Raw genomic sequence first — 24895 nt, 5'->3', positions numbered from 1 at the left:
GGCCAGGGTTCAGCCGTACATGAACTTGGGCAGCCACAGGACCAGGTCCTCCCACACGAACACGATCGCCACCGCGAGCATCTGGAGGATGATGAACGGGATCACGCCCATGTAGATGTGCTTGGTCTTGATCTGCGGCGGTACCACCCCCTTGAGGTAGAACAGCGAGAAGCCGACTGGCGGCGTCAGGAACGAGGTCTGCAGCATCATCGCGAACAGCACCACGAACCAGATCGGATCGTAGCCGAGTCCGATCACGACTGGGCCGACCAGCGGCAGCAGAATCAGGCTGATCTCGAGCCAGTCGAGGAAGAAGCCTGCAACGAAGCCGATCAGCAGGATCACGATCACGATGCCCGCCGGTGGCAGCGGGATCCCCTGCAGCAAACCGGCAATGAATTCGTCTCCACCGAGGGAGCGCAGCACCACGGCGAAGGCGGTCGCACCGAGGAAGATCCCGAACACGAAGGCAGTGGTCAGCGAGGTCTTCTGGCACACGTCCTTCAGGACCTCGAAATTCAGCTTCTTGTTCATCGCGGCCAGGACGGTCGCGCCGAGCGCGCCGACGCCGGCTGCCTCGGTCGGCGTCGCGATGCCGAAGAAGATCGAACCGAGCACTGCCAGAATCAGACCGAGCGGTGGGATCACCGCGATCAGGACTTCCTTGATGAGACCGAAGGTGATCGGAGGCAGATCCTTGGGCGGTTGCGCCAGCTTGGGATTTACGATCGCGGCAATCACGACATAGGCGATGTACATCAGTCCGAGCATCACGCCCGGGATCAACGCGCCCATGAACAGATTGCCGACCGACATCGACAACTGGTCGGCCATGATGATCAGCATGATGCTGGGCGGGATCAGGATGCCGAGCGTACCGGCCGATGCAACCACACCGCTGGCGAACGCGGGCGAGTATTTCTGCTCCAGCATCACTGGGATAGACAACATCGCCAGCAAGACCACCGACGCGCCGACGATGCCGGTCGAGGCAGCGAGCAGGATGCCGATCATGACCACCGCCACGCCGAGCCCCCCGCGGAATCGTCCGAACAGCTTGATGAAGCTCAGCATCAGGCGCTCGGCCACACCGGAACGATCCAGCATCAGACCCATGAAGATGAACATCGGCAACGCGACCAGCACCCAGTTGGTCATCTGGGCGTAGATGCGCTGAACCATGACGCCGAAGATGCGCCAGTCGGTCAGGAAGTAGGTATCGACATCGAAATACTCCGACAGCAGGATGGCGCCGACGCTGAAGAACACTGAAATGCCTGCGAGCAGCCAAGCCACCGGGTAACCGGTGAAAATGAGCAGGATGAAGCTGGCCAGCATCGCCATTACAAGAATTTCGTTAGCCTCGAACACGAACCGGCTCCTATCCTGGTGAGGTCGCTGTCGCCGCCTGCAGGCGATCTTTCGATCTTGCGTTGTGTGCTTGGGGTCGTCGGGACCCCCGCGTCAGCGAATCCGCGCGCGCGGGAAGCCCGTGATCAATGAAAACGCCCGTATCAACCTCGCCACACCGGCCATCGCGAGCAGCACGAAGGCGCAGATGATGAAGGACTTGATGATCCAGCGCATCGGCAGGCCGCCCGGTGCCGCGGAAATCTCGTTGATGGTGTATGAGCGCAGCACGAAAGGCCACGCGTATTCGAGGATGAAGTAACAGAACGGGAGAAAGAACACCACCGTTCCGATGAGTTCGATCGACGCACGGGTACGCGGCCTGAGGCGCTCGGCAAGGACATCGACCCGCACGTGCCCGTCATGAATGAAGCAGTACGACAGCGCGATCATGAATCCAGCAGCATAAAGATGCCACTGAAACTCCTCGAGCGCGATGTAGTTGGTACCGATGGCGTATCGGAGAATGACGTTGCCTACAACCAGCAACATCAGCGGCACCCAGATCCAGGAAAACAGCTTGCCGAAGAATTCGACGATCCCCTCGAGAATGTCCGAAGGAAGGGTACGTGGATATTGAACAGCGGTCGAACTGTGCGTGACCGCTTCCTCGATCTTGTCGAGCTCGATATGCACTTCAGCCATATGTATCGCCGTTATCTGGTTTCCGGGGCCGCTTCAATCGCGTTATGACGCGATCACTTCATGCCGAAATCACGCGGCAGATAGCCCAGCGCCTTCCACGTGGAATGCTCGGCCTGGAACGCCTTCATCGAACTGTAGACCTTGGCCCAAATCGGATCGGCCGCGGAACGGCGCTCCATGACCTTGTCGGTCGCTTCCTTGAACGCGTTCAGGATCTCGTCGTTGTATTGCACCAGCGTCACGCCCTGTTCCTGGAAGCGCTTCAGTGCCGCGCCCTGCAGCGCCTCGGCACGCGCCACGGCGTACATGTTGCCCGCCATGCAGGTATTTTCGATCAGCGCCTTGGTCTGGGCATTGAGCTTGTTCCACTCGTCCAGGCCCACATACAGGTACTGGTTCGTGGAGGGTTGATGCCAGCCCGGCAACGCGTAAAACTTGGCAACCTGCGAAAACCCGAGTTGCTCGTCGACGGTCGGGAGCGAGAACTCTGTCGCGTCGAGCACGCCGGTTTCGAGCGCCTGATACAGTTCGCCGCCTGGCAGCATCGTCACCGACTTGCCGAACTCGGCCATGATCTCGCCGCCCACGCCGGCCGCACGGAATTTCATGCCCTTGAACTGATCGACCGACGTGATGTTCTGGCGAAACCAGCCGGCCGCTTCCGGGCTGATCGTGCCGCACAGGATCGGATAGACCTTGGACGGCGCAAACGCCTCCTTCAACAGTTCGTCACCGCCATGGAAGTACATCCACGCAACGAATTCGTTCGATTCGAGACCGAACGGAGTCGCGCCGAACAAAGCCGCCACCGGCAGTTGACCCCACTCGTAACCCATCCAGGAATAACCGGCGGTAATGTTGCCGCTGCTGACGTTCTCGAATACCGACAGTGCGGGGATCAAGGCGCCAGGCTCAACCACCTGCAGATTGACGCGACCATCACTGACCTCACGGAGACGATCGGCCACCCAAGGCATCGTGTCGCCCAGCGCGGTCAGGGAGGATGCGAACGACATCGGAACCTGCCAGCGAACGCGGTCGAAATCGGCCGACGCCGGCGCTGCGACAGCGAGCGAGGTCGTCAAGAGCATCGCGCCAAGAGTCTTTTTCATCGTGTGTGTCTCCTTCCTTCAGTTGTGAATGTGAGCGGCAAAGGCAAATTGCGAAGGTTGAGGGTAACGACAGCCCCCATGGCTCGCAATCAAGGTAAACCCATACGACGCGGCACAGAAAAGTCACGATATTTCATAAGCTTGTCAAATCAATCTGATATAAGCACCGGCGTGCGCACCCCCTGTCCTAATGCGGTAAAGATTTGTCTGACAATATCCAGAACAACGGCGGTTTTTTCGTACATCGACGCGAAGCGGACGCGCAGACGAGCCGCATTCCGGCGGACTCCGGGTGGACGGCGATCAGCGCGTGCACTGCAGCTGACCCGAACTCACGACGACGACGCAGTTCATCGAACCGCACTGGCAGTTTCTGATCATGACAGGGGCGTTGGCGGTGCCCAGATTGACCCCCTCGGAGCAGGCGCACGCCTGCGGTTGCGGACTGGGCTGGGCGCCGACCGGTTGTGGCAGCACGAAAACGGCCGAGACCAGTCCGATCAACGCGAGAAGCCCAAGGATCGCGACGGAACGCAGCGGGGTGAGTGGTTTCATGGCGGAGTTCTCCCTGTTAAGCGCACTGACGACCTTTCCAGCATAGTCGGCCGACCCGCGTTCGCGCGGCGAATTCGGCTTCGACAGCCTCATCGGTAGTGCGATAACGGAACGTCTTCCAGTGTCGCGCGGTCTATCGCAGGTCGCCACAGGAGCGCAGCAACGTGAACACCAACACGAAACGCATGAAGATCTATCAGGACGAGGTCAAGCTCAGGCATACCTCGCACTGGGACCTGGACACGATGAGCCGGGCGGAATACGAGGCCTATATGAGCGGCCAGTCGTCAGCGGGCGGGCCGTCGCCCGGGCCCGCTCAGGTGCGGCACGCCGCAACAGTGGCCGTCGGAGCCTGCACCACCGCACCGACCACGCTGTGGGAACGATTCCTGAGAGCGTGCATGCCCCGGCAATGAATCATCAGATTAAGACCGGTTCCGGCTCCAGCCGCAGTCCGAATCGCCGTTCCACGTCATGCTGGATCGCGGATGCGATGCGCAGCACATCGGCACCGCAGGCACCACCCCGGTTGACCAGCACCAGCGCCTGACGCTCGAAGCAACCCACCGGTCCCAGGTTCCGGCCCTTCCAGCCGCACGCGTCGATCAGCCAGCCGGCGGCGAGCTTGATGCTGCCGTCGGGCTGCATGTAGTGCGGCATCGCCGGATTCTGCGCGATCAGCGCCTCGAACAGGTCCGGGGCCACGATCGGATTCTTGAAGAAGCTGCCCGCATTGCCGATCTCGGCCGGATCCGGCAATTTGCGACGACGAATCGCGATCACCGCGTCGGAAACCTGTTGCGCCGTCGGATCGTCGTCGGTCGCGCCTTCCAGCTCGCGCGCGAGCTCGCCATAGCCGGTGATCGCCTGCCAGCGTCGGGGCAGGCGAAAGGTCACCGACACGATCACCCAGCGCCCCGCCTCGGCGTGCTTGAACACGCTGTCGCGGTAGCCGAACGCGCAATCGGCACGTTCGAAACGGCGCATCCGCCCATCCTCGAACGAGATCGCGTCCAGTGAGTGGAAACGCTCCTCGAGTTCGACGCCGTAGGCGCCGATGTTCTGGATCGGCGAAGCACCCACGGTACCCGGAATCAGCGACAGATTCTCGAGTCCGCCCCAGCCCTGCGCCAGTGTCCAGCGCACGAACGCGTGCCAGTTCTCGCCGGCCCCGGCGCGCACGTAGCGCGCTTCGGCATCCTCGTCGACCAGCGCGCGGCCCGCAATCTCGACCTTGATCACCAGGCCCGGGAAATCCCCCGTCAGTACGAGGTTGCTGCCGCCGCCCAGCACCAGCCTGGCCTGCTCGGCCCACCCGGGTCGCGCGATCAGCGACCGCAGCTGCTCGGCGCGCTCGATTACGACCAGCCGTGTTGCGCGGGCACGCAGGCCGAAGGTGTTCAGCGGGGTGAGGTCGACAGCGGTCCGGATCGGCGGAACGGATTCCGGCTCAGTCGGCATTGAGCACGCGCACCCCGATCGGGAACATCCGGTCGTAAGCCAGGTTGAACCCGAAAGCGTAGGCCACATAAGCGGATGCGAGCGCGAGATCGGCGATCAGGGCCTCGACGAAACCCATGCCGGTCCACCACATGATGACCGGCAGGCTCATCAGCAACAGACCGGATTCGAAACCGACCGCGTGTACCGCACGCAGGCGTACCGGACGACGATCGGCGGCCCGCCCGCTCATACGGCCGTCCACCCAGTCGAAGCAGGTGTTGTAACAGCCGTTCCAGATCGCGGCGATCAGCGCGAGCAGGGCCAGCAGGCCGATCGACTCGCTGACCGGCACCCCGCTCGCCCAAGCGAACGGCGGCGTGATCAAGGCCAGCCCACCCACCTCGAAGAGGGTGATCTGGCGGAGGCGATCCGGAAAGGAGCGGAGTTTGGGAGGGGTCGGAGTGCTCACTGCTGCCGAGGCGCCTGCAGGCGCGGTTTTCATGGCATTGAACGATAGCGCGGGGCCGGAAACTGTTCAAGTCCGCGCGGCTGTCCGTGCAGGGAGCAAATAAACCGCACGGACTCGTCGCACGCGATCTGTCCGGTCCATTGGTCGCCGGGGGTGCCGATGAGGCGGGCTTCGAGACTTGGCAGTGGGGCGGCTTTTGCGTTCTACTTGTCCCATGCTTCCACATATTCTCCCGATCGGTTCGCTGATGATCGGAACCGCGCTGCTGCTGCTCGGCAACGGACTCCTCAGCACGCTGATCGCGCTGCGGGGCAGTCTGGAGGGATACAGCGACCAGGTTCTGGGTCTGATGGGCTCCGCCTATTTCCTCGGATTCTTCGTCGGCACCTATGTCGTGCCGCCGCTGATCCGGCGAATGGGTCACATCCGGGCTTTCAACTTCTTTGCCGCCGGCATCGCCGCGATCGTGCTGGTGCACTCGCTGATCGTGCACCCCTGGGTCTGGATCGGTCTGCGCCTGCTCACCGGCATCGCGCTGGTGGGTTTCTATACCGTGATCGAGAGCTGGCTCAACACGCAGACCGCCGCCGAGCGACGCGGGCAGATCTTCGCGTTCTATATGGTGGTCAACATGGCCGCGCTGGCGACCGCGCAGCAGTTCCTGCATTTGGCGTCGCCAGCCACCTTCGTACTGTTCTCGATCGCCGCGATCATGGTGTGTCTGTCAGTGCTGCCGGTCGCCTCCACCCGGCTGCCCCAGCCGCTGGTGTCCACGGTGCCACGACTGACCATTGCGCGTCTGTGGTCGGCCGCGCCGGCCGCGGTGGTCGGCGCGGTGGCCTCTGGCCTCACGATGGGCACTTTCTGGAGCATGGGTCCGCTGTATGCGACCCGCCTGGGCATGGATGCGAGCGGGGTCGCGTTGCTGATGACGATCGCGATCGTCGGCGGCGGCCTGCTGCAGCTGCCGCTGGGTCGTCTCTCCGACCGGGTCGACCGCCGTTATGCGCTCGCGCTCGCCTCCGGCGGCGCGGCGATCGCGGGCGTGCTGATGGCCGCATTCGGTGCGCACATGCAGGCGCTGCTGGCAGCCGCGTTCGTGTACGGCGGCATGGCGTTCGCGATCTACCCGATCGTGGTCGCCCACCTCGTCGATCATTTATCGCACGATGATATTCTGTCCGGCAATGCCGGCGTGCTGCTGCTGCACGGGCTGGGCGCGATGGTCGGTCCCAGTCTGGCCGGATTGCTGATGGGCCTGGGCGGCGCCGCGGCGATGCCCTTGTTCTTCGCTGCGGTGCTGGGGCCGCTTGGGCTGTACGTCGTCCTGCAGGCGCGTCAACGTAAGGACGAGATCGTCGAGGAGCCCGCCCAGTTCGTGCCGATGGTCAGGACCGCGGCGACCGCGATGGAGATGGCGGCGGCGGTGGAGGAACACCGGCTCGAAACCGTGTCCGACGATGCCGGGCACGGCGATGCGGGCGCCACCGCCGAAGATGGCGTCGAACCGGATCCGGAAGCGATCGGTGTAGCCGCACACCCAATCGAAACGCCGGTCGGAACGCCCGGGATTCAAGCGCCCGAATCGATCGCGAACGATGGTGAAATCGAACCCAGGCAGGACGAACCCGGCGATGAAGACGCGACGCGCGAGACTGGCGTAACGCCAACCGGTGAGGCCGAACCCACCGGATCATCAGAGACGCACGCGGAGCAACACGATCCACCCCGCAAGCCGGCGTGATCCGGACGGGGCGCACCGGTTCGCAATGTCACTGGGGTTATCCCTGACTTTCCGGAATATCGCCTATCGGATACTTTGGCCCTCAATATATCGGCAGCGTGAATTTCCCTCCGGGCGGGGCACCCCCCGGAGGCGTTTGCGTGATCGCGCGCACCGGGGCACTCAGGGGACAATGGGACTACTTCGTGACTGAGAACGGCATGCTCGAACTCGACAACATCGTCAAGGCGTTCGGCGGTTTCCACGCGGTCAACGGTTGTTCCTTCAAGGTCAATCAGGGCGAGATCCTCGGCCTGGTCGGGCCCAACGGCGCAGGCAAGACCACGCTGTTCAACGTCATCGCCGGCGCGCTTCAGCCCACTGCGGGCCGGATCAGCTTCCTCGGCGAGGACGTCACCGCGTTGTCGACCGATGCGCTGTTCCACAAGGGCCTGGTCCGGACCTTCCAGATTCCGCATGAATTCCATCGCCTGACTGCGCTGGAGAACCTGATGATGGTTCCACCGGGCCAGCCCGGGGAAAATCTGTTCGCCAACTGGGTCAGTTGGGGCGCGGTACGCAAGCGCGAGGAAGAGGTCAGGCAGTTGGCCATGGACACGCTGGCCTTTCTCGAACTCACCCACGTCGCCTACGAGCGCGCCGGCAACCTGTCCGGCGGCCAGAAGAAGCTGCTCGAGCTCGGCCGCACGATGATGACCGACGCGAAGCTGGTGCTGCTGGATGAGCCCGCGGCCGGCGTCAACCGCACGCTGCTGCGCAAGCTCGAGGAGAAGATCCAGATCCTCAACCGGGAGCGGGGCTACACCTTCATCCTGATCGAGCACGACATGGAGATGATCCAGAAGCTGTGCCACCCGGTGGTGTGCATGGCCGAAGGCAGCGTGTTGATCGCGGGCGATTTCGACACGGTACGCAACGACCCGCGGGTGCTGGAGGCCTATCTCGGCGAAACCGCGGCCGCGCGCGAGGAAGCGTCGCACGACACCCATGTCGAGGAAGAACGCGAAGAAGAGCTCCGCAAGGAGGATCTATGAGCATGGTGCTGTCGATGCGCCAAGTGCGCGGCGGCTATGGCGATGCCGACATCCTGCAGAGCGTCACGATCGAGGTCGCGCCGAAGGAGATCGTGGTCATCGTCGGACCGAACGGCGCCGGCAAGTCGACCGCGATGAAGGCGATCTTCGGGCTGCTCATCGTGCGCAGCGGGCAGATCGTGTTCGACGGCGAGGACATCACCGGCTGGGCACCTAATCGCATCGTCAAGCGCGGCATCTGCTATGTTCCACAGGTCGAGAACGTGTTCCGCGAGATGACGGTGCACGAGAACTTCGAGATGGGCGCGTTTTTGCGCAAGGGTGACCTGTCGGCCGCACATGATCGGGTCTACCGCTTGTTCCCGGATCTGAAGGCCAAACGCAAGGCACTGGCCGGCGACCTGTCGGGCGGCCAGCGCCAGATGGTCGCGATGGGTCGCGCGCTGATGCTCGACCCCAAGCTGTTGCTGCTGGACGAACCCACCGCCGGCCTGTCGCCGAAGTACATGGAGCAGATCTTTCAGATCACGCGCGACGTGCGCGACAGCGGCGTGTCCATCATGCTGGTCGAACAGCACGCCAAGCAGGCACTTGCCTTCTGCGACCGCGGCTATGTGCTCGCGACCGGCACAAATCGTCACGAGGGCACCGGAGCCGCGCTGCTCGCAGATCGCGAAGTGGCCCAGATGTTCCTCGGCGGCTGACCAGAGAGCGACACAATGACGGTGCTCGACTTCATCAATTTTTACATCGTGCCCGGCCTGGTGCTCGGGTCGATCTACGCGGTCGGTGCGATCGGCATCACGATGGTGTTCGGCATCCTGCGCTTCGCGCACCTCGCCCATGGCGACCTGGCCACCATGGGCGCATTTCTGGCACTCGCGGCGGTCGGCGTGCTCGGCGTCGACCCGTGGGTCGCATTGCCGGTGGCGATGGTCCTGACCGCGATCCTGGCGGTCGCCATCGACAAGGGTTTCTACGATTACCTGCGCAAGCGCCCGGCCATCCTGACGGTGATGGCCTCGCTCGGTATCGCGCTGATGCTGCGTTCGGCCGTGCAGGTCATCTGGGGTGTCGACCCACAAACCTATCAGCGCGGCATCGTGCGGCCGGACAGCTACTTCGGCATCCTGCTGCGCACGCGCGAGCTCTACACACTGCTGTCGGTCGTGATCATCGTCGTCGTGCTGGAAACCTTCTTGCGCAAGTCGAAATGGGGCAAGGCGATGCGTGCGATGTCCGACAACCCGGATCTGGCCCGGCTGTCGGGCGTGGACAACCGCCATGTGACGATCCTGCTGTGGTCCATCGTCGGCGCGCTGTGTGCCGCGTCCGGCTTCATGCTGGCGGTGAACACCGAACTCACGCCGATGATGGGCTGGCACCTGTTGCTGCCGATGTTCGCCGCAGCCATCCTGGGGGGCGTGGGCCGGGTGGAGGGGGCGGTGCTCGGCGGTCTCATCGTCGGCATGGTCGAGGAGTTGTCGGTTCTGGTCGTGCCCGGTCAATACAAGGCAGCCACCGCCTTCGTGATCCTGCTGCTCATCCTGCTGGTCCGCCCGCGCGGGCTGCTCAACGGCAAGGTGCTGTGAATGACTGCCCCCACGCTCAAAATATTCGCGGTCTGGCGGGAGGCCTGACATGGAACTGATCGGACTCGCGAACTATGCGATATTCATGGGCATCCTGATCGGGATCTACGCGCTGCTGTCGCTCGCGCTGAACATCCAGTGGGGCTTCACCGGTCTTTTCAACGCCGGGATCGCCGGATTCTTCGCGATCGGCGCCTACACGTCGGCCATTCTGACCAGCACCCCGGCGGCAGGGCGCGTCGGCGGGTTCGAATGGCCGATCCTGCTGGGCTGGGCGGCCGCGATGATCGTCGCGGCGGCGATCGCGTGGCCGATCGGCAAGATCTGCCTGCGTTTCCGTTCGGACTACCTGGCGATCGCGACCATCGGCGTGGCCGAGATCTTCCGCCTCATCATCAAGTCCGAGGACTGGCTGACCGGCGGTTCGCGCGGCATCACCGGCATCCCGCGTCCATTCGGCGACCTGCCCTACGTGCAGTCGCAGCTGGCCTACCTGGCGCTGGTCGTGATCGCGGTGCTGGTCGTGTACCTGCTGGTCGAACGCCAGCTCAAGGCGCCGTGGGGCCGCATGATGCGTGCGATCCGCGACAACGAGGCCGCCGCCGCCGCGATGGGCAAGCGGGTGGAACGACGCCGCCTGCAGGCCTTCATCTTCGGCTCGGCGATCATGGGTCTGGCCGGTGCATTGTTCGTGCATTTCAACCGCTCGATCACCCCCGAGGCGATCGACCCGATGATCGCGACCTTCCTGATCTGGATCATGCTGATCCTCGGTGGCTCGGGCAACAACCGCGGTGCGATCCTGGGGGCGGCGGTGATCTGGATCATCTGGTCGGTGACCGAATTGCTGACCGACCGTCTGCCCACCGAAGTGGCGATCCAGGCAAAATACATCCGGATATTCATCATCGGCCTGATGTTGCAGCTGGTGCTGCGGTTCAGGCCGGAAGGCATCCTCCCCGAGGAACACAGGAAGAAGCCGGCGCAACCCGGATAGGCGCGAAACCCATCCCTGACAGCCCATGTCGAACGTACCCGCGGGTACAACAAACTGGAGGTGAGAACATGAAACCGAAGACCACTGCAGGACTCGTCACTGCACTGCTGGGTGCCGCGCTGATCACGACGCCGGCCTGGGCCCAGGACGCGCGGATCGCGCTGCTGGGCGGCATCTCCGGACCGATCGCGGCGATGGCGCCGCCGATGATCGCGGCCTCCGAACTCGCCGTGAAGCAGGTCAACGAACAGGGCGGCATCGGCAACGGCGGAACATTGCAACACGTGGTCGGCGACAGCGCCTGCAATCCGCAGAACGCCACCGACGCCGCGACCAAGGTGGTCAACATCGACCGCGTGATCGGTGTCGTCGGTCCGCACTGCTCGGGTGCGGTGCTGGCCGCCGCCAATTCGGTCGCGGTTCCGGCAGGCGCGCTGATGATCACGCCGTCGGGCACCTCGCCGCAGATCACCGGCATCGACGACAAGGATCTGGTGTTCCGCACCGTACCGTCCGACGACTATCAGGGCCGAGCACTGGCGCGCACGATCAAGGCGCGCGGCATGGACAACGTCGCGGTCGCCTATCTGAACAACGACTACGGCAAGGGCCTCGCCGAGGCCTTCAAGGCCGAGTTCGAGGTGATCGGCGGCACCATCGCCGGCTACTCCGCGCATGAGGACGGCAAGGCCTCCTACAGGTCCGACCTCGCGCAGCTCGCGCGCGGCGGCGCCGACACGCTGGTCATCTTCGACTACGGCGACGGCACCGGACTGACGATCCTGCGCCAGGCGCTGGAGAACAACTTCTTCAACAACTTCGTCGGCGCCGACGGCATGAAATCCGACGCGGTGATCCGCGAACTCGGCGCGGATAACCTGGAGAATTTCTTCACGTCGGCCCCGGTCGGCGAAGCGTCGGCCTCTCTCGACAACTTCCGCGCCGCGTTCTCGGCCGCCGGCGGCAACCCTGACGCGATCTTCACCACGACCTCGTATGACGCAGCCTTTCTGATGGCCCTCGCGATCGAGAAGGCCGGCGGCGATCGCGCCAGACTGTCCGAATCCCTGCGCGCGGTAGCGTCCGCTCCGGGCGAACCGATCCTGCCGGGCGAGTGGGCCAAGGCCAAGCAACTGATCGCCGAAGGCAAGGACATCGACTACAAGGGCGCCGCCGGTGATCACGAGTTCGACGCGGCAGGCGACGTCGCCGGCAACTACAACTTCTTCAAGGTCGCGGGCGACACCTACGAGGCCATCGCACACATGGAGTAAGCCCGCGTTCTGCGAAGTCAGCGCGGTGACGGCCACGTTGACCATCGTCGGGACGACGGGCAGGTGCCGCGTGCACGTGCGATGAGCACGGGATACAAAAGGGCAACAAACCCCGTCAATCACGACGCCGGCCGTCATGGCGGGGGCTGCGGCGTGGGCAAGACAGCAAGCGACGAAAACAGCGTGGACGCTTCGACCGGTTTCGTGAGCAAGCTGCGGATGCGGGCCAATGCGAGCATTTCATCGGACAGTCCGTCGGCGTAACCCGAGAACAGCATGACCGGGGTGTCTCGATTCAGTCGCCGGATCTCGGCGATCGGTCTCCGAGGAGCGTGTCGTGATGATTCAATGGTAGGCACCGAATCGCTCGAAAGCTTGGAGAAAACCTGATGTTGCTCTGGAGAATCGAGCTGAGAGCGTGGCCCCGCGCAGCACCGGCGACGCAGTGCGAGCCGATGCCGCGCGGCATCAGTCGGCCGGCATCTGCAACCAGTCGACCAGGACCTCCAGTTCCGCGTCGGGCAGGGCCTGATACTGCTGCTTGCGGCGAAACGCGCTGGCCGGGAGCTGGTCCTGCAATTCGGGGGCGCCGACTATCCATTTTCGAATCGCTTCACGATCCAGACGCGCACCGACCCCGTCGAGCGGATAGCGGGGGCTACCCTCGCCGCCGACCGAATGGCAGGACGTGCACCGCTGTGCGACGAACACCGCATGTCCCGGATGGTCGACCAGCTTTGATGCGACCGCGGGGAGGCGGCCGGCGGCAGCTCGTTCCGGCTCGTCGCCGGAATTGTGCACCCATGCGAACAGCGCCGACAGCGATACCGTCACGACGACGGTCAGCAGGGCCACCCAGCGCGCCAGTTCTTCTCGCATCCGCTACACCATGTCGAACAGTTCGAAATGTACCCGCGCGCCCTTAACCCCCATGCTGCAAAGCTGTCGCTGCACGATGTCGCTCACCGGCTGGGGACCGCAGATGAAGTACTCGAAGCCACCGCGATCGGCCGGCACGAACCGCTCGATCAGCTCGGCCGTGATCCGGCCTCGCGCGCCGGACCAACCCTCGGGTGGGCGCTCGAGCACGCATACCCGCTCGAGCTCGAGCCGGGTCTGCAGCGCCTCCAGTTCCTCGCGAAAGATCATCGCTTCCGCGTCGCCGTCGGCATAGATCAGCGTCATCGGGCGAGGATCGCCGCGATCGGCCAGCGTACGCAGCATCGACATGATCGGCGCAATGCCGACGCCGGCCGCGACGAACACGAAACCTTGCGCCGCAGGATAGCGATCGACACTGAACACGCCGTACGGACCATCCAGCCACGCCCGTTCGCCCGGCCGGACTCCGGCTATGGCTTCAGTGAAGTCCCCGAGCGCCTTGATCGTGAACTCGATGCACCCCGTCTGCGCGGCGGCGCTGCCGGAAAACGAGAACGGATGCTCCTCGAAACTGAAGGGCGAGCCACGCAGCGTCAGCCATGCGAACTGGCCGGGCGAGAAGCGCATGCCCGCATGTCCGTCCGGTTCGAGCACCAGCGTGGTCGTCCGCCCGCCCTCCGGACGCACCTCGACCACACGGTATGGCCGGTGCAGCATGCTCCACGGCCTGACCACACGCACATAGACGACCAGCATGAGCCAAAAGCCGCTGTATGCGATCCACAGCCGGTACTTCCACAACGCCTCGGTGTAGTACCCGACCCCGATCACATGCCAGATCGCTAGCAGGACCGCGCTCGTGGCCGCGACCGTGTGCAGGATCCGCCAGCGTGTGTACTCGATGCCCAGCTGCTTGCGCCACACCGAGCTCACGATCACCACCAGGAACAGGATCAACGACAGCCGCCCGGCACTCATGTAGCCGGGCGCCTGCAGCGGATTCACCACGCCGACCGCGTCCGGATGGAGGACCTGAACGATCGCGAAGTGCGCGAGCACCAGCGCGATGCCGATGTATGCGGCCAGGCGATGGAAGTAATAGATGATGTCGATGCCGAACGGCGCGGTCGCCCTGCGCAGGCGCGCGGTGAGCGCGAACTGCACGCCCATGACCGCGAGGCCGGCAAAGCCGAAGGCCATGGCCAGGTCCCACCACGGTCCGCCGCCCGGCGGGATCTCGCCCGCGAGCAACAGCCACAACGGTGCGCTGACGAGCGCCAGATACAGACCCACCCAGAGTGATGCGGAAAAGACCCTGCTCACTTTCCGCCTCCACCGCATCGTCGGAAACCGGCCAGCTCGACATTCATTATCGAACTATACCTGCCCGGCTGCGGCCCGGCACCGAAAACACGGCACGGCTTGCCCGCATCGGGGCATGCGGATGGGAAAGCCGGTCACCGCCTGCCTATAATCCATGCGACGGCTACGGAGACAGGCCTGCCATGGACATCATCCACAAGAATCCGGCCGCATCGCACGGTGCCGTGCTGGACGATTATGCATCGGTTCGTGCGCGCTTCAGCTGGGAGGAAGCCGCGCGCGCGCTCGACGGCCTGCCCGACGGCCGGGGGCTGAACATCGCGCACGAGGCGGTCGACCGTCACCTGCAGGCCGGCCATGGGGGGCGGACCGCGATCCGCTGGATCGGGCGCAATGAAGAGCGGCGCGACATCAGCTACGCGGCGCTCGCCGCGCAGAGCGCGCGCTTCGCGAACGCGCTGCGCGCGCTCGGGGTGAGCCGGGGCGAGGGCGTGTTCCTGCTCGCAGGCCGCATTCCCGAGCTGTACGTGGCGGTAGTCGGTGCGCTCAAGCATGGTTGCGTGGTCACGCCGCTGTTCTCCGCCTTCGGTCCGGAACCGATCGCGACACGGCTCAACATCGGCGAGGGTCGCCTGCTGGTGACGACGACCAGCCTTTACCGGCGCAAGGTGCAGCCGGTGCGCGACATGCTGCCGACGCTTCGCCATGTGCTGGTGATCCGGGATGACGATGATGTGCAACTGCCTGAAGGCACGGTCGAACTGTCGGCACTGCTCGACGCCGCGCCTCCCGACTACACGATTCCACCCACCGGCCCGGAGGACCCAGCGCTGCTGCACTTCACCAGCGGCACCACCGGAAAGCCCAAGGGCGCGCTGCACGTCCATCGGGCCGTGGTCGCGCATCATGCCACCGGCCGTTTCGCACTCGACCTGCGACCGGACGACGTCTACTGGTGCACCGCCGACCCGGGCTGGGTCACCGGCACGTCCTACGGCATCATCGCGCCGCTGACGATCGGCGCGACCCTTGTGGTGGACGAGGCCGAGTTCGATGCGGAGCGCTGGTATCGCATCGTCGAGACGGAGCGCGTGAACGTGTGGTACACCGCGCCGACCGCGATCCGCATGATGATGAAGGGCGGTACGTCCGGTGCCCGCGCACACGCGTTCCCGCAGCTGCGCTTCATCGCGAGCGTCGGCGAACCGCTGAATCCGCAGGCGGTATTCTGGGGCCTGGAGGCCTTCGGTCTGCCGATCCACGACAACTGGTGGCAGACCGAGACCGGCGGCATCATGATCTCGAACTACGCGTCCATGGACATCCGCCCGGGTTCGATGGGCAAGCCGCTGCCCGGTATCGACGCGACGGTGCTGCGGCATCTGCCCGACGGTTCGGTCGAACCGCTATCCGGCCCTGACGAGGAAGGCGAGCTCGGGCTGCGGGTGGGCTGGCCGTCGATGTTTCGCGCCTACCTGCACGAGGACGAGCGCTATCGCAAGTGCTTCGTCGGGGACTGGTATCTGACCGGCGATCTGGCCCGCTGCGATGCCGACGGCTATTTCTGGTTCGTCGGTCGGGCAGACGACGTGATCAAGTCGGCCGGCCATCTGATCGGCCCGTTCGAGGTCGAATCGGCGCTGATGGAGCATCCGGCCGTGGCCGAGGCGGGCGTCATCGGCAAGCCGGACGCGGTAGTCGGCGAGATGGTCAAGGCTTTCGTCGCGCTCAAGCCCGGCTTCGACGCATCCGACGCTCTCGCGCGCGAACTCCTGGGCTTTGCACGCAAGCGCCTCGGACCGGCATTCGCGCCCAAGGAGATCGACTTCCAGCCTTCGCTGCCGAAGACGCGCAGCGGCAAGATCATGCGCCGGCTGCTGAAGGCGCACGAGCTCGGACTGCCCGAAGGTGATACCTCGACGCTGGAGCAATCCTGATGACGACACCCAACCTGGTCGCGGCCGACATCCGCGAAATCATCTGTGATGCGAGCGCCGCGCGAGCCGCGCTGTGGCAGATGGTGGGCATCCGCCGTTTCGAGGAGAAATGCGCCGAGCTTTACAGCGCCGCGAAGATCCGCGGCTTCCTGCACCTTTACATCGGCGAGGAGGCGATCGCCACCGGCGTGATGCCGGCGCTGCGCGACACCGACGCGGTGCTGGCGATCTATCGCGAGCACGGCCACGCGCTCGCACGCAGCGTGCCGGCCGCCCCTGGCGGGAGCAGCTCGAGATCGACTCCTTGGACTCCCAGAACATCCTCGCCGCGATCGAAGCGCGCCTCGGCGTCAGCGTGCCCGAGGGCGACTACCGTAAATTGTCAGGCACGCTGGATCAGATGCTCGACTACCTGTCCACGAAAGCAGCGTGCGCCAACACTACTCGACGACGTGGACGACGCCTTTCATCTTGTGCGACTCGATATGCGGTTCGCAGATGTAATGGTAGCTTCCCGGTTCGTCGAAGGTGCGTTCGCGGCCCTCTTCCGGGAAGAAGTAATCGCCGGACTCGTCCTCGAGATCCTCGAAGTAGATGTTGTGGAACTGGCGGCGCTCGTGGTTCTCCCAGCGCACGGTGGTGCCGGCCTTGACGGTCACCTCGTCGGGGATGAACTTGTAGTCCCTGATCTCGATGACCACCACGTCCCCGTCCATGCGGGGCTCGGCGCTCATGCCGGTCAGGGGCAGTGCCGCAATCAGTGCGAGCATGACAAGCTTTACGGGTTGCATGGTATCCGCTCCTGTTTTCATGTCCGATCGGAAATCGGGATGGAGTACCCTGTTCAAGGGTAACGAAAACAGTATAGCCATTTCACCCACAAGCTGACCGGCCAGGACGACCCAATCGAGGCAGCCGCCCACTCTGGCGCGCGTTTTCGTGCCTCATGTGATCGCCTGGGCGGTCCGCTGCAGCGGGGCCGCGGCAGCAGACCTCCGTGCGGGTGCGCTCAGTACGTCTTGTACGGCAGGAACTTGCCGCTCATCGTGATGCTGACCCGGTCGCCGGCCGGATTCGGCTCGCGCTGCAGGTCCATCCTGAAGTCGATCGCGCTCATGATGCCGTCGCCGAACTCCTCGTGGATCAGCTCCTTGAAGGTCGTGCCATGCACGTAGAATGGATCGGACAGGTGCACCCACAGCTTTCCGGCGACATCGCCCGGCCCCGGCATCGCGGACTGGCCACCGGTCGCCGCGGCCGCACCGATCAGCGCGGCATACTCGGGATCGACGATGACCTCACCGACCGTAGTGCGGGTACCCAGATGCCACAGACCGACGAAAACCGCCAGAAAGACCAGTGACAGCAATGGCGCCAGCCAGAGTCGTTTTTCATCCATCGCTAAGCTCCTCCGGATCGCGAAGGACTGGTACGGGAACGGATCGAAGTCCATGCGGTTCGGGTCGCGCACGACGTTGCCGGGACCGTCGGCAAAGGTGCCGGTCAGCACCTGCTCGACCACGGTGACCGGCTGGTTCAGGTAGTTGGTCGGCGCGATCGCGACCGCGATCTCCTTGCGGTTCTCGGCCTTGCGGGCATAGGCGGTGGCGTCGAGGATGGCCTTCAGCAAGGCCTGGTAGGTGTTCGGCATCGTCGTGACGAACTCGCGACTGGCCGAGAACGCACAGCACGGGTGTCCGTCCCAGATCTCCTTGGACAGCAGATGGATGAAGCCCACACCGTCATACACCGCGCGCTGGTTGACCGGGTCCGGTGCGAGGAATCCGTCGATGTTGTCCGCACGCAGGTTGGCGACCATCTCGGGCGGCGGCACCGAGCGGATCGACACGTCCCCATCCGGATCGATGCCATGCTCGGCCAGGTAGTAGCGCAGCCGGTAATTGTGCATCGAGTAGTCGAACGGCACCGCGAAGCGAAAGCCCTTCCAGTCCCTCGGGTCACGCTTGTCCTTGTGTTTGATCGACAAGGTGATCGCCTGGCCATTGATGTTCTCGACCGCCGGCATCGTCCACGGAATCGGATTGAAACCGGCACCGAGCGAGATCGGCCTGGCTGCGATGCTGGCCGCAGTTGCAGCCCCCCGGTGGAGACGCGCCTTGTAGTCGAACGGATTGCGGAAGGCCGACATGATTAACTCCGTCGTTGAGATCAGACAGTCTTGAGGCGGGTTGTCGCCGTCTGCGCGGCTGCGGGTGAGGCATATTCGATGTCGTGATTCGTGTGTAGTGCTGTCACTACAGCTTGTGGTCGGGCCCATTGCCGGAGGCGATACTTCAAGGGTTCGTACCTGCCGCCGTCGTGCATTGCGGGCCGCGTTGCGACCGCGTAGAGTCGGGCCCTTCTGAGCCGCATCGATGCGCGACGCGATGACCGATTTCCTCAGCATCATAGAGTTCTCGCTTGCGGTCACCGGACCGATCTTCGTGATCCTCGCGCTCGGCTTATGGTTGCGGCGTCTGGGTATGCTCACCGAGCCCTTCATCGAAGCCGGTTCGCGACTGGTCTTCAACGTCGCGCTGCCCGCCCTGCTGTTCGTCAGCATCGCCACGACTGACTTCGACGACGCGGCCAATCCGGCGCTGATCGCCTATGGAATGGCCGCCACCATCGCCGTTTACCTGTTGCTCGAATTGCTCGCCGGGCACGCGGTGCAGCCCGCCCGGGACCGCGGTGTCGTGGTGCAGGGCGCGTATCGCTCAAACATGGGAATCATCGGTCTCGCGTACTGCGTGAACGCCTTCGGCGATGCCGGCCTGGTCGCAGCGTCCCTCTATCTCGGCCTGGTCACGATCCTGTTCAACATCCTCGCGGTGATCACGCTGAATCGTTCGCTGCACAAGCGGCGCGGCATCGGCGGCATGGTCCGTGGCATCTTCACGAACCCGTTGATCCTGGGCATCGTGCTCGCGCTGCCGGTATCGTATTTCGAGATCCGGCTACCATCCATCGTGCTGCAGTCGGGCCGCTACTTCGCCGACCTGACGCTGCCGCTGGCGCTGCTATGTACCGGCGCCTCGCTGAATTTCACGCGGCTCCGCGACGAGATCGGGAACACGCTGCTGGCAGCATCGCTGAAGCTGCTGGTCGTGCCGGTCACGATCACGCTCGGAGGTATCGCCCTCGGTTTTCGCGGCGTCGAACTGGGGGTGCTGATGCTGATGTCGTCGGCGCCGACCGCCGCCGCCAGTTACGTGATGGTGCGTGCGATGGGCGGCAACTCGACGCTGGCTGCGAACATCATCGTGCTCACGACGCTCGGGTCCATCGTCACCACCAGCCTGGGCATCATGCTGCTGCGTGGCCCGGGCCTGATCTGACGGCTCCGGGCGATGCCGGGACATTAGCGCAGCAGCATGTCGTGACGGGCGGCGTAGGGGAGCAGCTCGACCATGTTGCGCACCCCCAGCTTGTCGAAGATGCGCGCCCGATAGGTCGAGATCGTGTTCGCCGACAGGGACAGGCGTCCCGCGATGTCCGACACCGAGCGTCCCTGGGCGAACAGTTCGAGCACCTGGAACTCGCGGTTCGAAAGTGTCTCGTGGGGTACCCGGTTCGCATCCTCGCGCACGCTGCGGGCGAGCAGTTCGGCGATCGTCGGGGTGACGAACACACCGCCGAGCGCCACCTTGCGGATGGCTTCCAGCAACTCTTCCGGTGCGCAACACTTGTTCAGGTAGGCACCCGCACCCGCCCGGATCGAGCGGGCGAGCGAAGACACGCCCTGGCGGCGATCTGCGCCGGGTGGGCATGTCTTGCACTACGCACCCTATCGGTGCGTGCCACCCGGTCCGGCCACATGAAGGTGCATGCATGGCCGATGATCGAAGCTCGATAGCATGCGATGATTGTGCTCATCCCGTGCTTTCATTGGCAACCCGCGCGGACCGGGCATAGGATGAAACCATGGTTCCGGCCCCCGGCACCTACAAGGAATTCCAGAAGCTCGGCAGCCTCGCCGAACCGGACGGCGGGATGAGCGCGAAGGAGATGATCAGCCACCTGGTCATGGGTCAGGAGGCAGTGGTCAGGACCGCCCGCAGCATCCTGCCGCTGGTCGGCAAGGTCGACGATGAGCCGACCGCCGACCTGCTCACGCAGCGCATGCAGATCCACGAAAAGAACGCGTGGATGCTGCGCAGTCTGCTGGAAGACTGACGACGCGGCACGGCACCACGCGCACCTGAATCAATCGGCCTTGTACGCCGCGCAGGCGACAAGGCCAATCATGCATCATCCGCCGTGCGGACGCAGGATCAGCGTGTCGCCCCGCTGCGTGAACTCCAGATGGCGCAGCACGCTCATGCCGAGCAGGACCTGATCGTCACGAAAACCCGGATTCAGGTGGCTGCGCACGTTCTGGATGCGGAAGGGCCCGAGCCCGAGTTCGTCGATGACGGTCGCGCGCACCGTCACCGCGCCGTTGGCGGTCATCACCTGCATCGGCGCACCGGGCGACAGGCCCAGCGTCGGGCCCAGATGGGCCGGCACCGAGACCTGGGTGGCCCCGGTGTCCAGCAGAAACTGCACCTTCTGGCCGTTGATCGTGCCGGGCGCGACGTAATGTCCGGCACGGTTGCGCTTGAGCACCAGTTCGGCCACGCCGGGCTGGATCATCAGGTTGCGATTCGGATTCTCGCGCCGGTCCAGCACGTCGTCGAAGAACACCCACAGCAGGCCGATCGCGACCAGCCAGGCCAGGATGATCATGCCGCGTCCGAGGCGGCGCTGCGTAGCAACGGGTTCGTTCATGTCGTGTCGGACCATTCGACGCTGCCCGGGGTTCATCCTCGCCCGGCGGTGGCGGCTGGGGCCCGGACCACACGCCTGCCGTCACCGCACGCGAACGCGTCCGGTGACGAACACGAACCCGAGGCACGTTTCAGCCCAGCACCTGCCCGTGCTCCCGGGTCGCGTGGAAGCCGACCTTGGGCCACTTCTCCATCGTCACGTCGAGGTTGTAACGGGTGCTGGCCAGATAGACCGGGTTGCCGTCGACGTCCTTGCCCAGTCGGATCGATTGCTCGCGCTCGAAGTTGCGGCGGGTCAGCTCGTCCGGGAAGGTCAACCAGCGTGCGGTATAGATGTCCGCCGACTCGAAGATTGCATCGACCTTGTACTCGTCCTTCAGACGCTGCGCGACGACCTCGAACTGGAGCGTGCCAACCGCACCGAGAAGCATGTTGCCGCCTTCCTGCTCGAACACCTGGATCGCGCCCTCCTCGCCGAGTTCCTGCAGACCCTTCTGCAACTGCTTGGTCTTGAGCGGATCGCGCAGCCGCGCGGAGCGGAAGAGCTCCGGCGAAAAGTACGGAATGCCCTTGTAGCCCAGCGCCTCGCCTTCGGTCAGCGTATCGCCGATCTGCAGCTGGCCGTGGTTGTGGATGCCGATGATGTCGCCAGCCACGCCGTCTTCCTTGTGCACCCGCTCGTTGGCCATGAAGGTCAGCGCGTTGGCGAGCTTCATGTCGCGCCCGAGCCGAACGTGCCTGACCTTCATGCCGGACGTGTAGCGCCCGGAGCAGATGCGGAAGAACGCGATTCGGTCACGGTGCCTGGGGTCCATGTTGGCCTGGATCTTGAACACGAAGCCGGTGAAAGGTGCCTCTGCGGGCCGGACCATGCGGGTGCCGGTTTCACTCACGCCCGTAACGAGGCCGGCGACGCGCGGCTGCGGTGGCGGCGCCCAATCGAGCAGCGCCTGCAGGATCTCCTGCACGCCGAAGTTGTTGATCCCGGAACCGAAGAACACTGGCGTCTGCCTGCCGGCGAGAAAATCCTCGATCGAGAACGGTGCCGACGCGCCCCCGATCAGATCCACGTCCTCGCGCACCTGTCCGATCTCCAGCGGAAAGAGCGCATCGAGCTGGGGATTGGCGATGCCCTTGATCACTTCGGCCTCGGAGCGCCGCTCTTCGCCCGGCGTGAAGCGCAGCACGCGGTCCTCGAGCAGGTGATACACGCCTCGGAAGGTCTTGCCCATGCCCACCGGCCAGGTGATCGGCGCGCACTCGATCTTGAGCACGTCCTCGATCTCGGACAACAGATCGAAGGGTTCACGCACCTCGCGGTCGAGCTTGTTCACGAACGTGATGATCGGCGTGTCGCGCAGCCGGCAGACTTCGAGCAGCTTGATCGTCTGCGCCTCGACCCCCTTGGCCGCGTCGATGACCATCACTGCTGCATCCACCGCGGTCAGCACGCGGTAGGTGTCCTCCGAGAAGTCCTGGTGGCCCGGGGTGTCGAGCAGGTTGATGGTGTGGTCGGCGTACTCGAACTGCATCACCGAGCTGGTGACCGAGATGCCGCGCTGCTTCTCGACCTCCATCCAGTCCGAGGTCGCGTGGCGCGCACTCTTCCTGGCCTTGACGGTGCCGGCGAGCTGGATCGCGCCGCCGAACAGCAGCAGCTTCTCGGTCAGCGTGGTCTTGCCCGCGTCGGGGTGGGAGATGATACCGAAGGTGCGGCGCTTCGCGACGTCACGCAACAGCTCGGGCGGGAAAGGGGTGTCGGTCATCGTTTCAGCCAAAAAATGACGAAGCCGCCGACCCGGACCCGGATGGCGGCAAAAGCCTGATTTTAGCAAGGAAGCCGACCGCGTAGGACCAGGATAGGCCTAAGTCTCAGCGCAATCGCACGACGCATGAAATGGCGAGCCGGGGATGACTGCAGCCCTCCGCGGCGACTCGGCCCGAGTGCATGCCGCTGTTGGCGCGCGTAGCGCCCGCGATCCCTGCTGTCTGAGCGCGAAGCGCGAGTTCAGGGATCGCAGCGAAGCGAGCCTTACAGCGGCAGCGCGAGTGGCCGTCGGAGCCGCGGGGGGCTGCAGTCATCCCCGGCTCGCTGCGCCTCACGGTATTTCGCTGGCCGGAACCCACCCACCCGCTTCAGCCCCGCGCCAGCAGTTCATCCACGAGTCGCGCATGTGCTGCCAGTGCGAGCCCTCCCAGAACACCCGCCGGCACACGTCGCAGGTACTGAAACGCTGGTGGCGGCCCCTCACCATCGGCGGAATCCGCGCCGGTCCGCCCGATCGACAAGGCACGTCGAACTCCCGCCGGCGGTGATGCGGCGCCAGAAAGTCGTTCAGTTCCTCGTAGAAGCGAAACGTGGCGGTGACCATGGTGACCGCAGTATGCCTCGAACCATCCCGGCTAGCCCATCATCTGCCCAGGCAGCCAGGTCACTATCTGCGGGAACAGGTACAGCAGCACGATCGCCACACACATCAGGATGAAATACGGCAGCGCATAGACGGCCACACGCGTGATCTCGCGCCCGGTGATGCCTTGCAGCACGAACAGATTGAAGCCGACCGGTGGCGTGATCTGCGCCATTTCGACCACGACGACGACGAAGATGCCGAACCACAGCGGGTCGATACCGGCGGTGTGAATGGTCGGCATCAGCACCGCCATCGTCAGCACGACGATCGAGATCGCATCCAGGAAGCAGCCGAGCAGGATGAAGAACAGCGTCAGCGCGATCAGCAGCATCGCCGGCGACAGGCCCAGTTCGCCTATCCACGCGGCGAGATGGCGCGGCAGGCCGATGTAGCCCATCGCCAGCGTCAGAAAGGCCGAACCGGCCAGGATCAGCGCAATCATGCAGTAGAGCCGGGTCGCCCCCATCAGGCTTGCGACGAAGGACTCGCGCGTCAGTGCACCCTGGCTCGCTGCGATCACCAGCGCGCCGATCACGCCGAGCGCGGCCGCTTCGGTCGCGGTGGCGATGCCGGAGTAGATCCCGCCGAGCACCGCACCGATCAGCGCGACCACCGGGATCAGGTTGCGCGACGCATACATCTTCTGCATGAAGGTCGAGCGCAGGTCGGCCGCCGGAATCCGGTCGGGATGCATCAGCGACCAGATCACGACCCAGCCCATGAACAGCGTCGCGAGCAACACTCCGGGCAGCACGCCGCCGATGAAAAGGCGCGCGATCGATACGTCCGCCGCGACGCCATAGACAATCATGATGATGGACGGCGGAATCAGCAGGCCCAATGTGCCTGCACCCGCCAGCGTTCCGATCACCATCGACTCCGGATAGCCCCGCTTCGACAGCTCGGGCAGGTTGATCTTGCCGATGGTCGCACAGGTCGCCGCAGACGAACCGGACACCGCCGCAAACAAGGTACAGCCGATGATGTTGGTGTGCAGAAGCCGGCCGGGCAGGCGCTCCAGCCACGGCGCCAGCCCCTTGAACATGTCGGCCGACAACCGGGTGCGGAACAGGATCTCGCCCATCCACAGGAACAGTGGCAACGCGGTCAGCGTCCAGCTCGACCCCATGCCCCAGATGCTCATCGCCATGCCGTCACCCGGCGCACGCGACGTGAATCCGAGCATGCCGAGGACGCCAACCGCGATCAGCGCGAGTCCGATCCACACCCCGCCCGCGAGCATCAGCAGCATCGCAAGGACGAGAAAGAGTGCAACGATGATGTCCATGCCTGCT

General features: G+C 64.5%; 25 protein-coding genes and 1 pseudogene. 11 read left to right on the top strand and 15 right to left on the bottom strand.

Going from position 1 to position 24895, the window contains the following annotated elements; genetic code table 11:
• Window positions 1–9: 9 nt before the first annotated feature.
• From ACKVEX_RS14805 to ACKVEX_RS14790, 4 genes are all read right to left on the bottom strand, one after another.
• A complete protein-coding gene (locus ACKVEX_RS14805; protein WP_473216511.1) occupies window positions 10–1371 on the bottom strand; it encodes a TRAP transporter large permease in 1362 nt (453 codons plus the stop codon).
• A gap of 93 nt (window positions 1372–1464) precedes the next feature.
• Window positions 1465–2055 (bottom strand): TRAP transporter small permease subunit, encoded by a 591-nt coding sequence (locus tag ACKVEX_RS14800; RefSeq protein WP_473216510.1) that lies wholly within the window; start codon window positions 2053–2055, stop codon window positions 1465–1467.
• Window positions 2056–2108: 53 nt separating this feature from the next.
• Window positions 2109–3167 carry a TRAP transporter substrate-binding protein gene (locus ACKVEX_RS14795; protein ID WP_473216509.1) on the bottom strand — a complete coding sequence of 353 codons (1059 nt, stop codon included), beginning with the start codon at window positions 3165–3167 and terminating at the stop codon, window positions 2109–2111.
• A gap of 303 nt (window positions 3168–3470) precedes the next feature.
• A complete protein-coding gene (locus ACKVEX_RS14790) occupies window positions 3471–3722 on the bottom strand; it encodes a hypothetical protein (RefSeq protein ID WP_473216508.1) in 252 nt (83 codons plus the stop codon).
• Between the two features lie 164 nt (window positions 3723–3886).
• Between ACKVEX_RS14790 and ACKVEX_RS14785 the strand changes: the two genes are divergently transcribed.
• Window positions 3887–4138 (top strand): hypothetical protein, encoded by a 252-nt coding sequence (locus ACKVEX_RS14785; protein ID WP_473216507.1) that lies wholly within the window; start codon window positions 3887–3889, stop codon window positions 4136–4138.
• A 4-nt stretch (window positions 4139–4142) separates the two neighbouring features.
• On the opposite strand, the gene murB is transcribed toward ACKVEX_RS14785, so the two are convergent.
• Both murB and ACKVEX_RS14775 read right to left on the bottom strand, forming a co-directional pair.
• Window positions 4143–5183 (bottom strand): UDP-N-acetylmuramate dehydrogenase, encoded by a 1041-nt coding sequence (gene murB / locus ACKVEX_RS14780; protein WP_473216506.1) that lies wholly within the window; start codon window positions 5181–5183, stop codon window positions 4143–4145.
• Complete coding sequence (locus ACKVEX_RS14775; protein ID WP_473216505.1) at window positions 5173–5634, bottom strand: PACE efflux transporter; 462 nt, start codon at window positions 5632–5634, stop codon at window positions 5173–5175. The genes murB and ACKVEX_RS14775 overlap by 11 nt, the downstream gene beginning before the upstream one ends.
• Before the next feature lie 247 nt (window positions 5635–5881).
• Between ACKVEX_RS14775 and ACKVEX_RS14770 the strand changes: the two genes are divergently transcribed.
• From ACKVEX_RS14770 to ACKVEX_RS14745, 6 genes are all read left to right on the top strand, one after another.
• On the top strand, window positions 5882–7378 hold the full coding sequence (locus ACKVEX_RS14770) for an MFS transporter (protein ID WP_473216504.1): 1497 nt from the start codon (window positions 5882–5884) through the stop codon (window positions 7376–7378).
• A 140-nt stretch (window positions 7379–7518) separates the two neighbouring features.
• The gene (locus ACKVEX_RS14765; protein WP_473216503.1) at window positions 7519–8412 is read left to right on the top strand and encodes an ABC transporter ATP-binding protein; all 894 of its coding nucleotides are present in this window, start codon (window positions 7519–7521) and stop codon (window positions 8410–8412) included.
• Entirely contained in the window at window positions 8409–9116 is a 708-nt protein-coding gene (locus tag ACKVEX_RS14760) for an ABC transporter ATP-binding protein (protein WP_473216502.1), read from the top strand. The genes ACKVEX_RS14765 and ACKVEX_RS14760 overlap by 4 nt, the downstream gene beginning before the upstream one ends.
• Before the next feature lie 15 nt (window positions 9117–9131).
• Window positions 9132–10004 carry a branched-chain amino acid ABC transporter permease gene (locus tag ACKVEX_RS14755; RefSeq protein ID WP_473216501.1) on the top strand — a complete coding sequence of 291 codons (873 nt, stop codon included), beginning with the start codon at window positions 9132–9134 and terminating at the stop codon, window positions 10002–10004.
• A 49-nt stretch (window positions 10005–10053) separates the two neighbouring features.
• Entirely contained in the window at window positions 10054–11001 is a 948-nt protein-coding gene (locus ACKVEX_RS14750; RefSeq protein WP_473216500.1) for a branched-chain amino acid ABC transporter permease, read from the top strand.
• A 68-nt stretch (window positions 11002–11069) separates the two neighbouring features.
• The gene (locus ACKVEX_RS14745; RefSeq protein WP_473216499.1) at window positions 11070–12275 is read left to right on the top strand and encodes an ABC transporter substrate-binding protein; all 1206 of its coding nucleotides are present in this window, start codon (window positions 11070–11072) and stop codon (window positions 12273–12275) included.
• Window positions 12276–12743: 468 nt separating this feature from the next.
• On the opposite strand, the gene ACKVEX_RS14740 is transcribed toward ACKVEX_RS14745, so the two are convergent.
• Both ACKVEX_RS14740 and ACKVEX_RS14735 read right to left on the bottom strand, forming a co-directional pair.
• Entirely contained in the window at window positions 12744–13154 is a 411-nt protein-coding gene (locus ACKVEX_RS14740) for a c-type cytochrome (RefSeq protein WP_473216498.1), read from the bottom strand.
• 3 nt (window positions 13155–13157) lie between these two features.
• On the bottom strand, window positions 13158–14480 hold the full coding sequence (locus tag ACKVEX_RS14735; protein WP_473216497.1) for a ferredoxin reductase family protein: 1323 nt from the start codon (window positions 14478–14480) through the stop codon (window positions 13158–13160).
• A gap of 182 nt (window positions 14481–14662) precedes the next feature.
• Here ACKVEX_RS14735 and acsA point away from each other — a divergent pair, with 182 nt between their 5' ends.
• Both acsA and ACKVEX_RS14725 read left to right on the top strand, forming a co-directional pair.
• Window positions 14663–16417, top strand: coding sequence for an acetate--CoA ligase (acsA, locus tag ACKVEX_RS14730; protein ID WP_473216496.1), 1755 nt, complete (start codon window positions 14663–14665; stop codon window positions 16415–16417).
• A pseudogene (locus ACKVEX_RS14725) lies at window positions 16417–16674 on the top strand (thiamine pyrophosphate-dependent enzyme); the annotation flags it as partial. The gene acsA and the pseudogene ACKVEX_RS14725, both read left to right, overlap by 1 nt.
• A gap of 183 nt (window positions 16675–16857) precedes the next feature.
• On the opposite strand, the gene ACKVEX_RS14720 reads toward ACKVEX_RS14725, so the two are convergent.
• Entirely contained in the window at window positions 16858–17208 is a 351-nt protein-coding gene (locus tag ACKVEX_RS14720) for a cupredoxin domain-containing protein (RefSeq protein ID WP_473216495.1), read from the bottom strand.
• Window positions 17209–17426: 218 nt separating this feature from the next.
• A complete protein-coding gene (locus ACKVEX_RS14715) occupies window positions 17427–18566 on the bottom strand; it encodes an ABC transporter substrate-binding protein (RefSeq protein WP_473216494.1) in 1140 nt (379 codons plus the stop codon).
• Between the two features lie 238 nt (window positions 18567–18804).
• On the opposite strand from ACKVEX_RS14715, the gene ACKVEX_RS14710 reads away from it, so the two are divergent.
• On the top strand, window positions 18805–19755 hold the full coding sequence (locus tag ACKVEX_RS14710) for an AEC family transporter (RefSeq protein ID WP_473216493.1): 951 nt from the start codon (window positions 18805–18807) through the stop codon (window positions 19753–19755).
• 23 nt (window positions 19756–19778) lie between these two features.
• On the opposite strand, the gene ACKVEX_RS14705 is transcribed toward ACKVEX_RS14710, so the two are convergent.
• On the bottom strand, window positions 19779–20156 hold the full coding sequence (locus ACKVEX_RS14705) for a LuxR C-terminal-related transcriptional regulator (RefSeq protein WP_473216492.1): 378 nt from the start codon (window positions 20154–20156) through the stop codon (window positions 19779–19781).
• Between the two features lie 185 nt (window positions 20157–20341).
• Between ACKVEX_RS14705 and ACKVEX_RS14700 the strand changes: the two genes are divergently transcribed.
• Window positions 20342–20593: a Dps family protein gene (locus tag ACKVEX_RS14700; RefSeq protein WP_473216491.1), complete on the top strand. Its 252-nt coding sequence runs from the start codon at window positions 20342–20344 to the stop codon at window positions 20591–20593.
• Between the two features lie 75 nt (window positions 20594–20668).
• Here ACKVEX_RS14700 and ACKVEX_RS14695 read toward each other — a convergent pair whose 3' ends face one another.
• The 4 genes from ACKVEX_RS14695 to ACKVEX_RS14680 all read right to left on the bottom strand — a co-directional run bounded on the left by ACKVEX_RS14695 (window position 20669) and on the right by ACKVEX_RS14680 (window position 24888).
• Window positions 20669–21187, bottom strand: coding sequence for a retropepsin-like aspartic protease family protein (locus ACKVEX_RS14695; RefSeq protein ID WP_473216490.1), 519 nt, complete (start codon window positions 21185–21187; stop codon window positions 20669–20671).
• Between the two features lie 130 nt (window positions 21188–21317).
• Window positions 21318–22952: a peptide chain release factor 3 gene (locus ACKVEX_RS14690; protein ID WP_473216489.1), complete on the bottom strand. Its 1635-nt coding sequence runs from the start codon at window positions 22950–22952 to the stop codon at window positions 21318–21320.
• 333 nt (window positions 22953–23285) lie between these two features.
• The gene (locus tag ACKVEX_RS14685) at window positions 23286–23558 is read right to left on the bottom strand and encodes a Mut7-C RNAse domain-containing protein (protein WP_473216488.1); all 273 of its coding nucleotides are present in this window, start codon (window positions 23556–23558) and stop codon (window positions 23286–23288) included.
• A gap of 31 nt (window positions 23559–23589) precedes the next feature.
• Window positions 23590–24888, bottom strand: a complete 1299-nt coding sequence (locus ACKVEX_RS14680) for a TRAP transporter large permease (protein WP_473216487.1) — start codon at window positions 24886–24888, stop codon at window positions 23590–23592.
• Window positions 24889–24895 lie beyond the last annotated feature (7 nt).

Source organism: Denitraticella aggregata (assembly GCF_048158365.1).
In the GTDB taxonomy this organism is placed as follows: Bacteria; Pseudomonadota; Gammaproteobacteria; order Burkholderiales; family Rhodocyclaceae; genus Azoarcus_F.
Note: the sequence above shows the minus strand (reverse complement) of the source record. Positions and strands in the feature narration are given on the sequence as shown.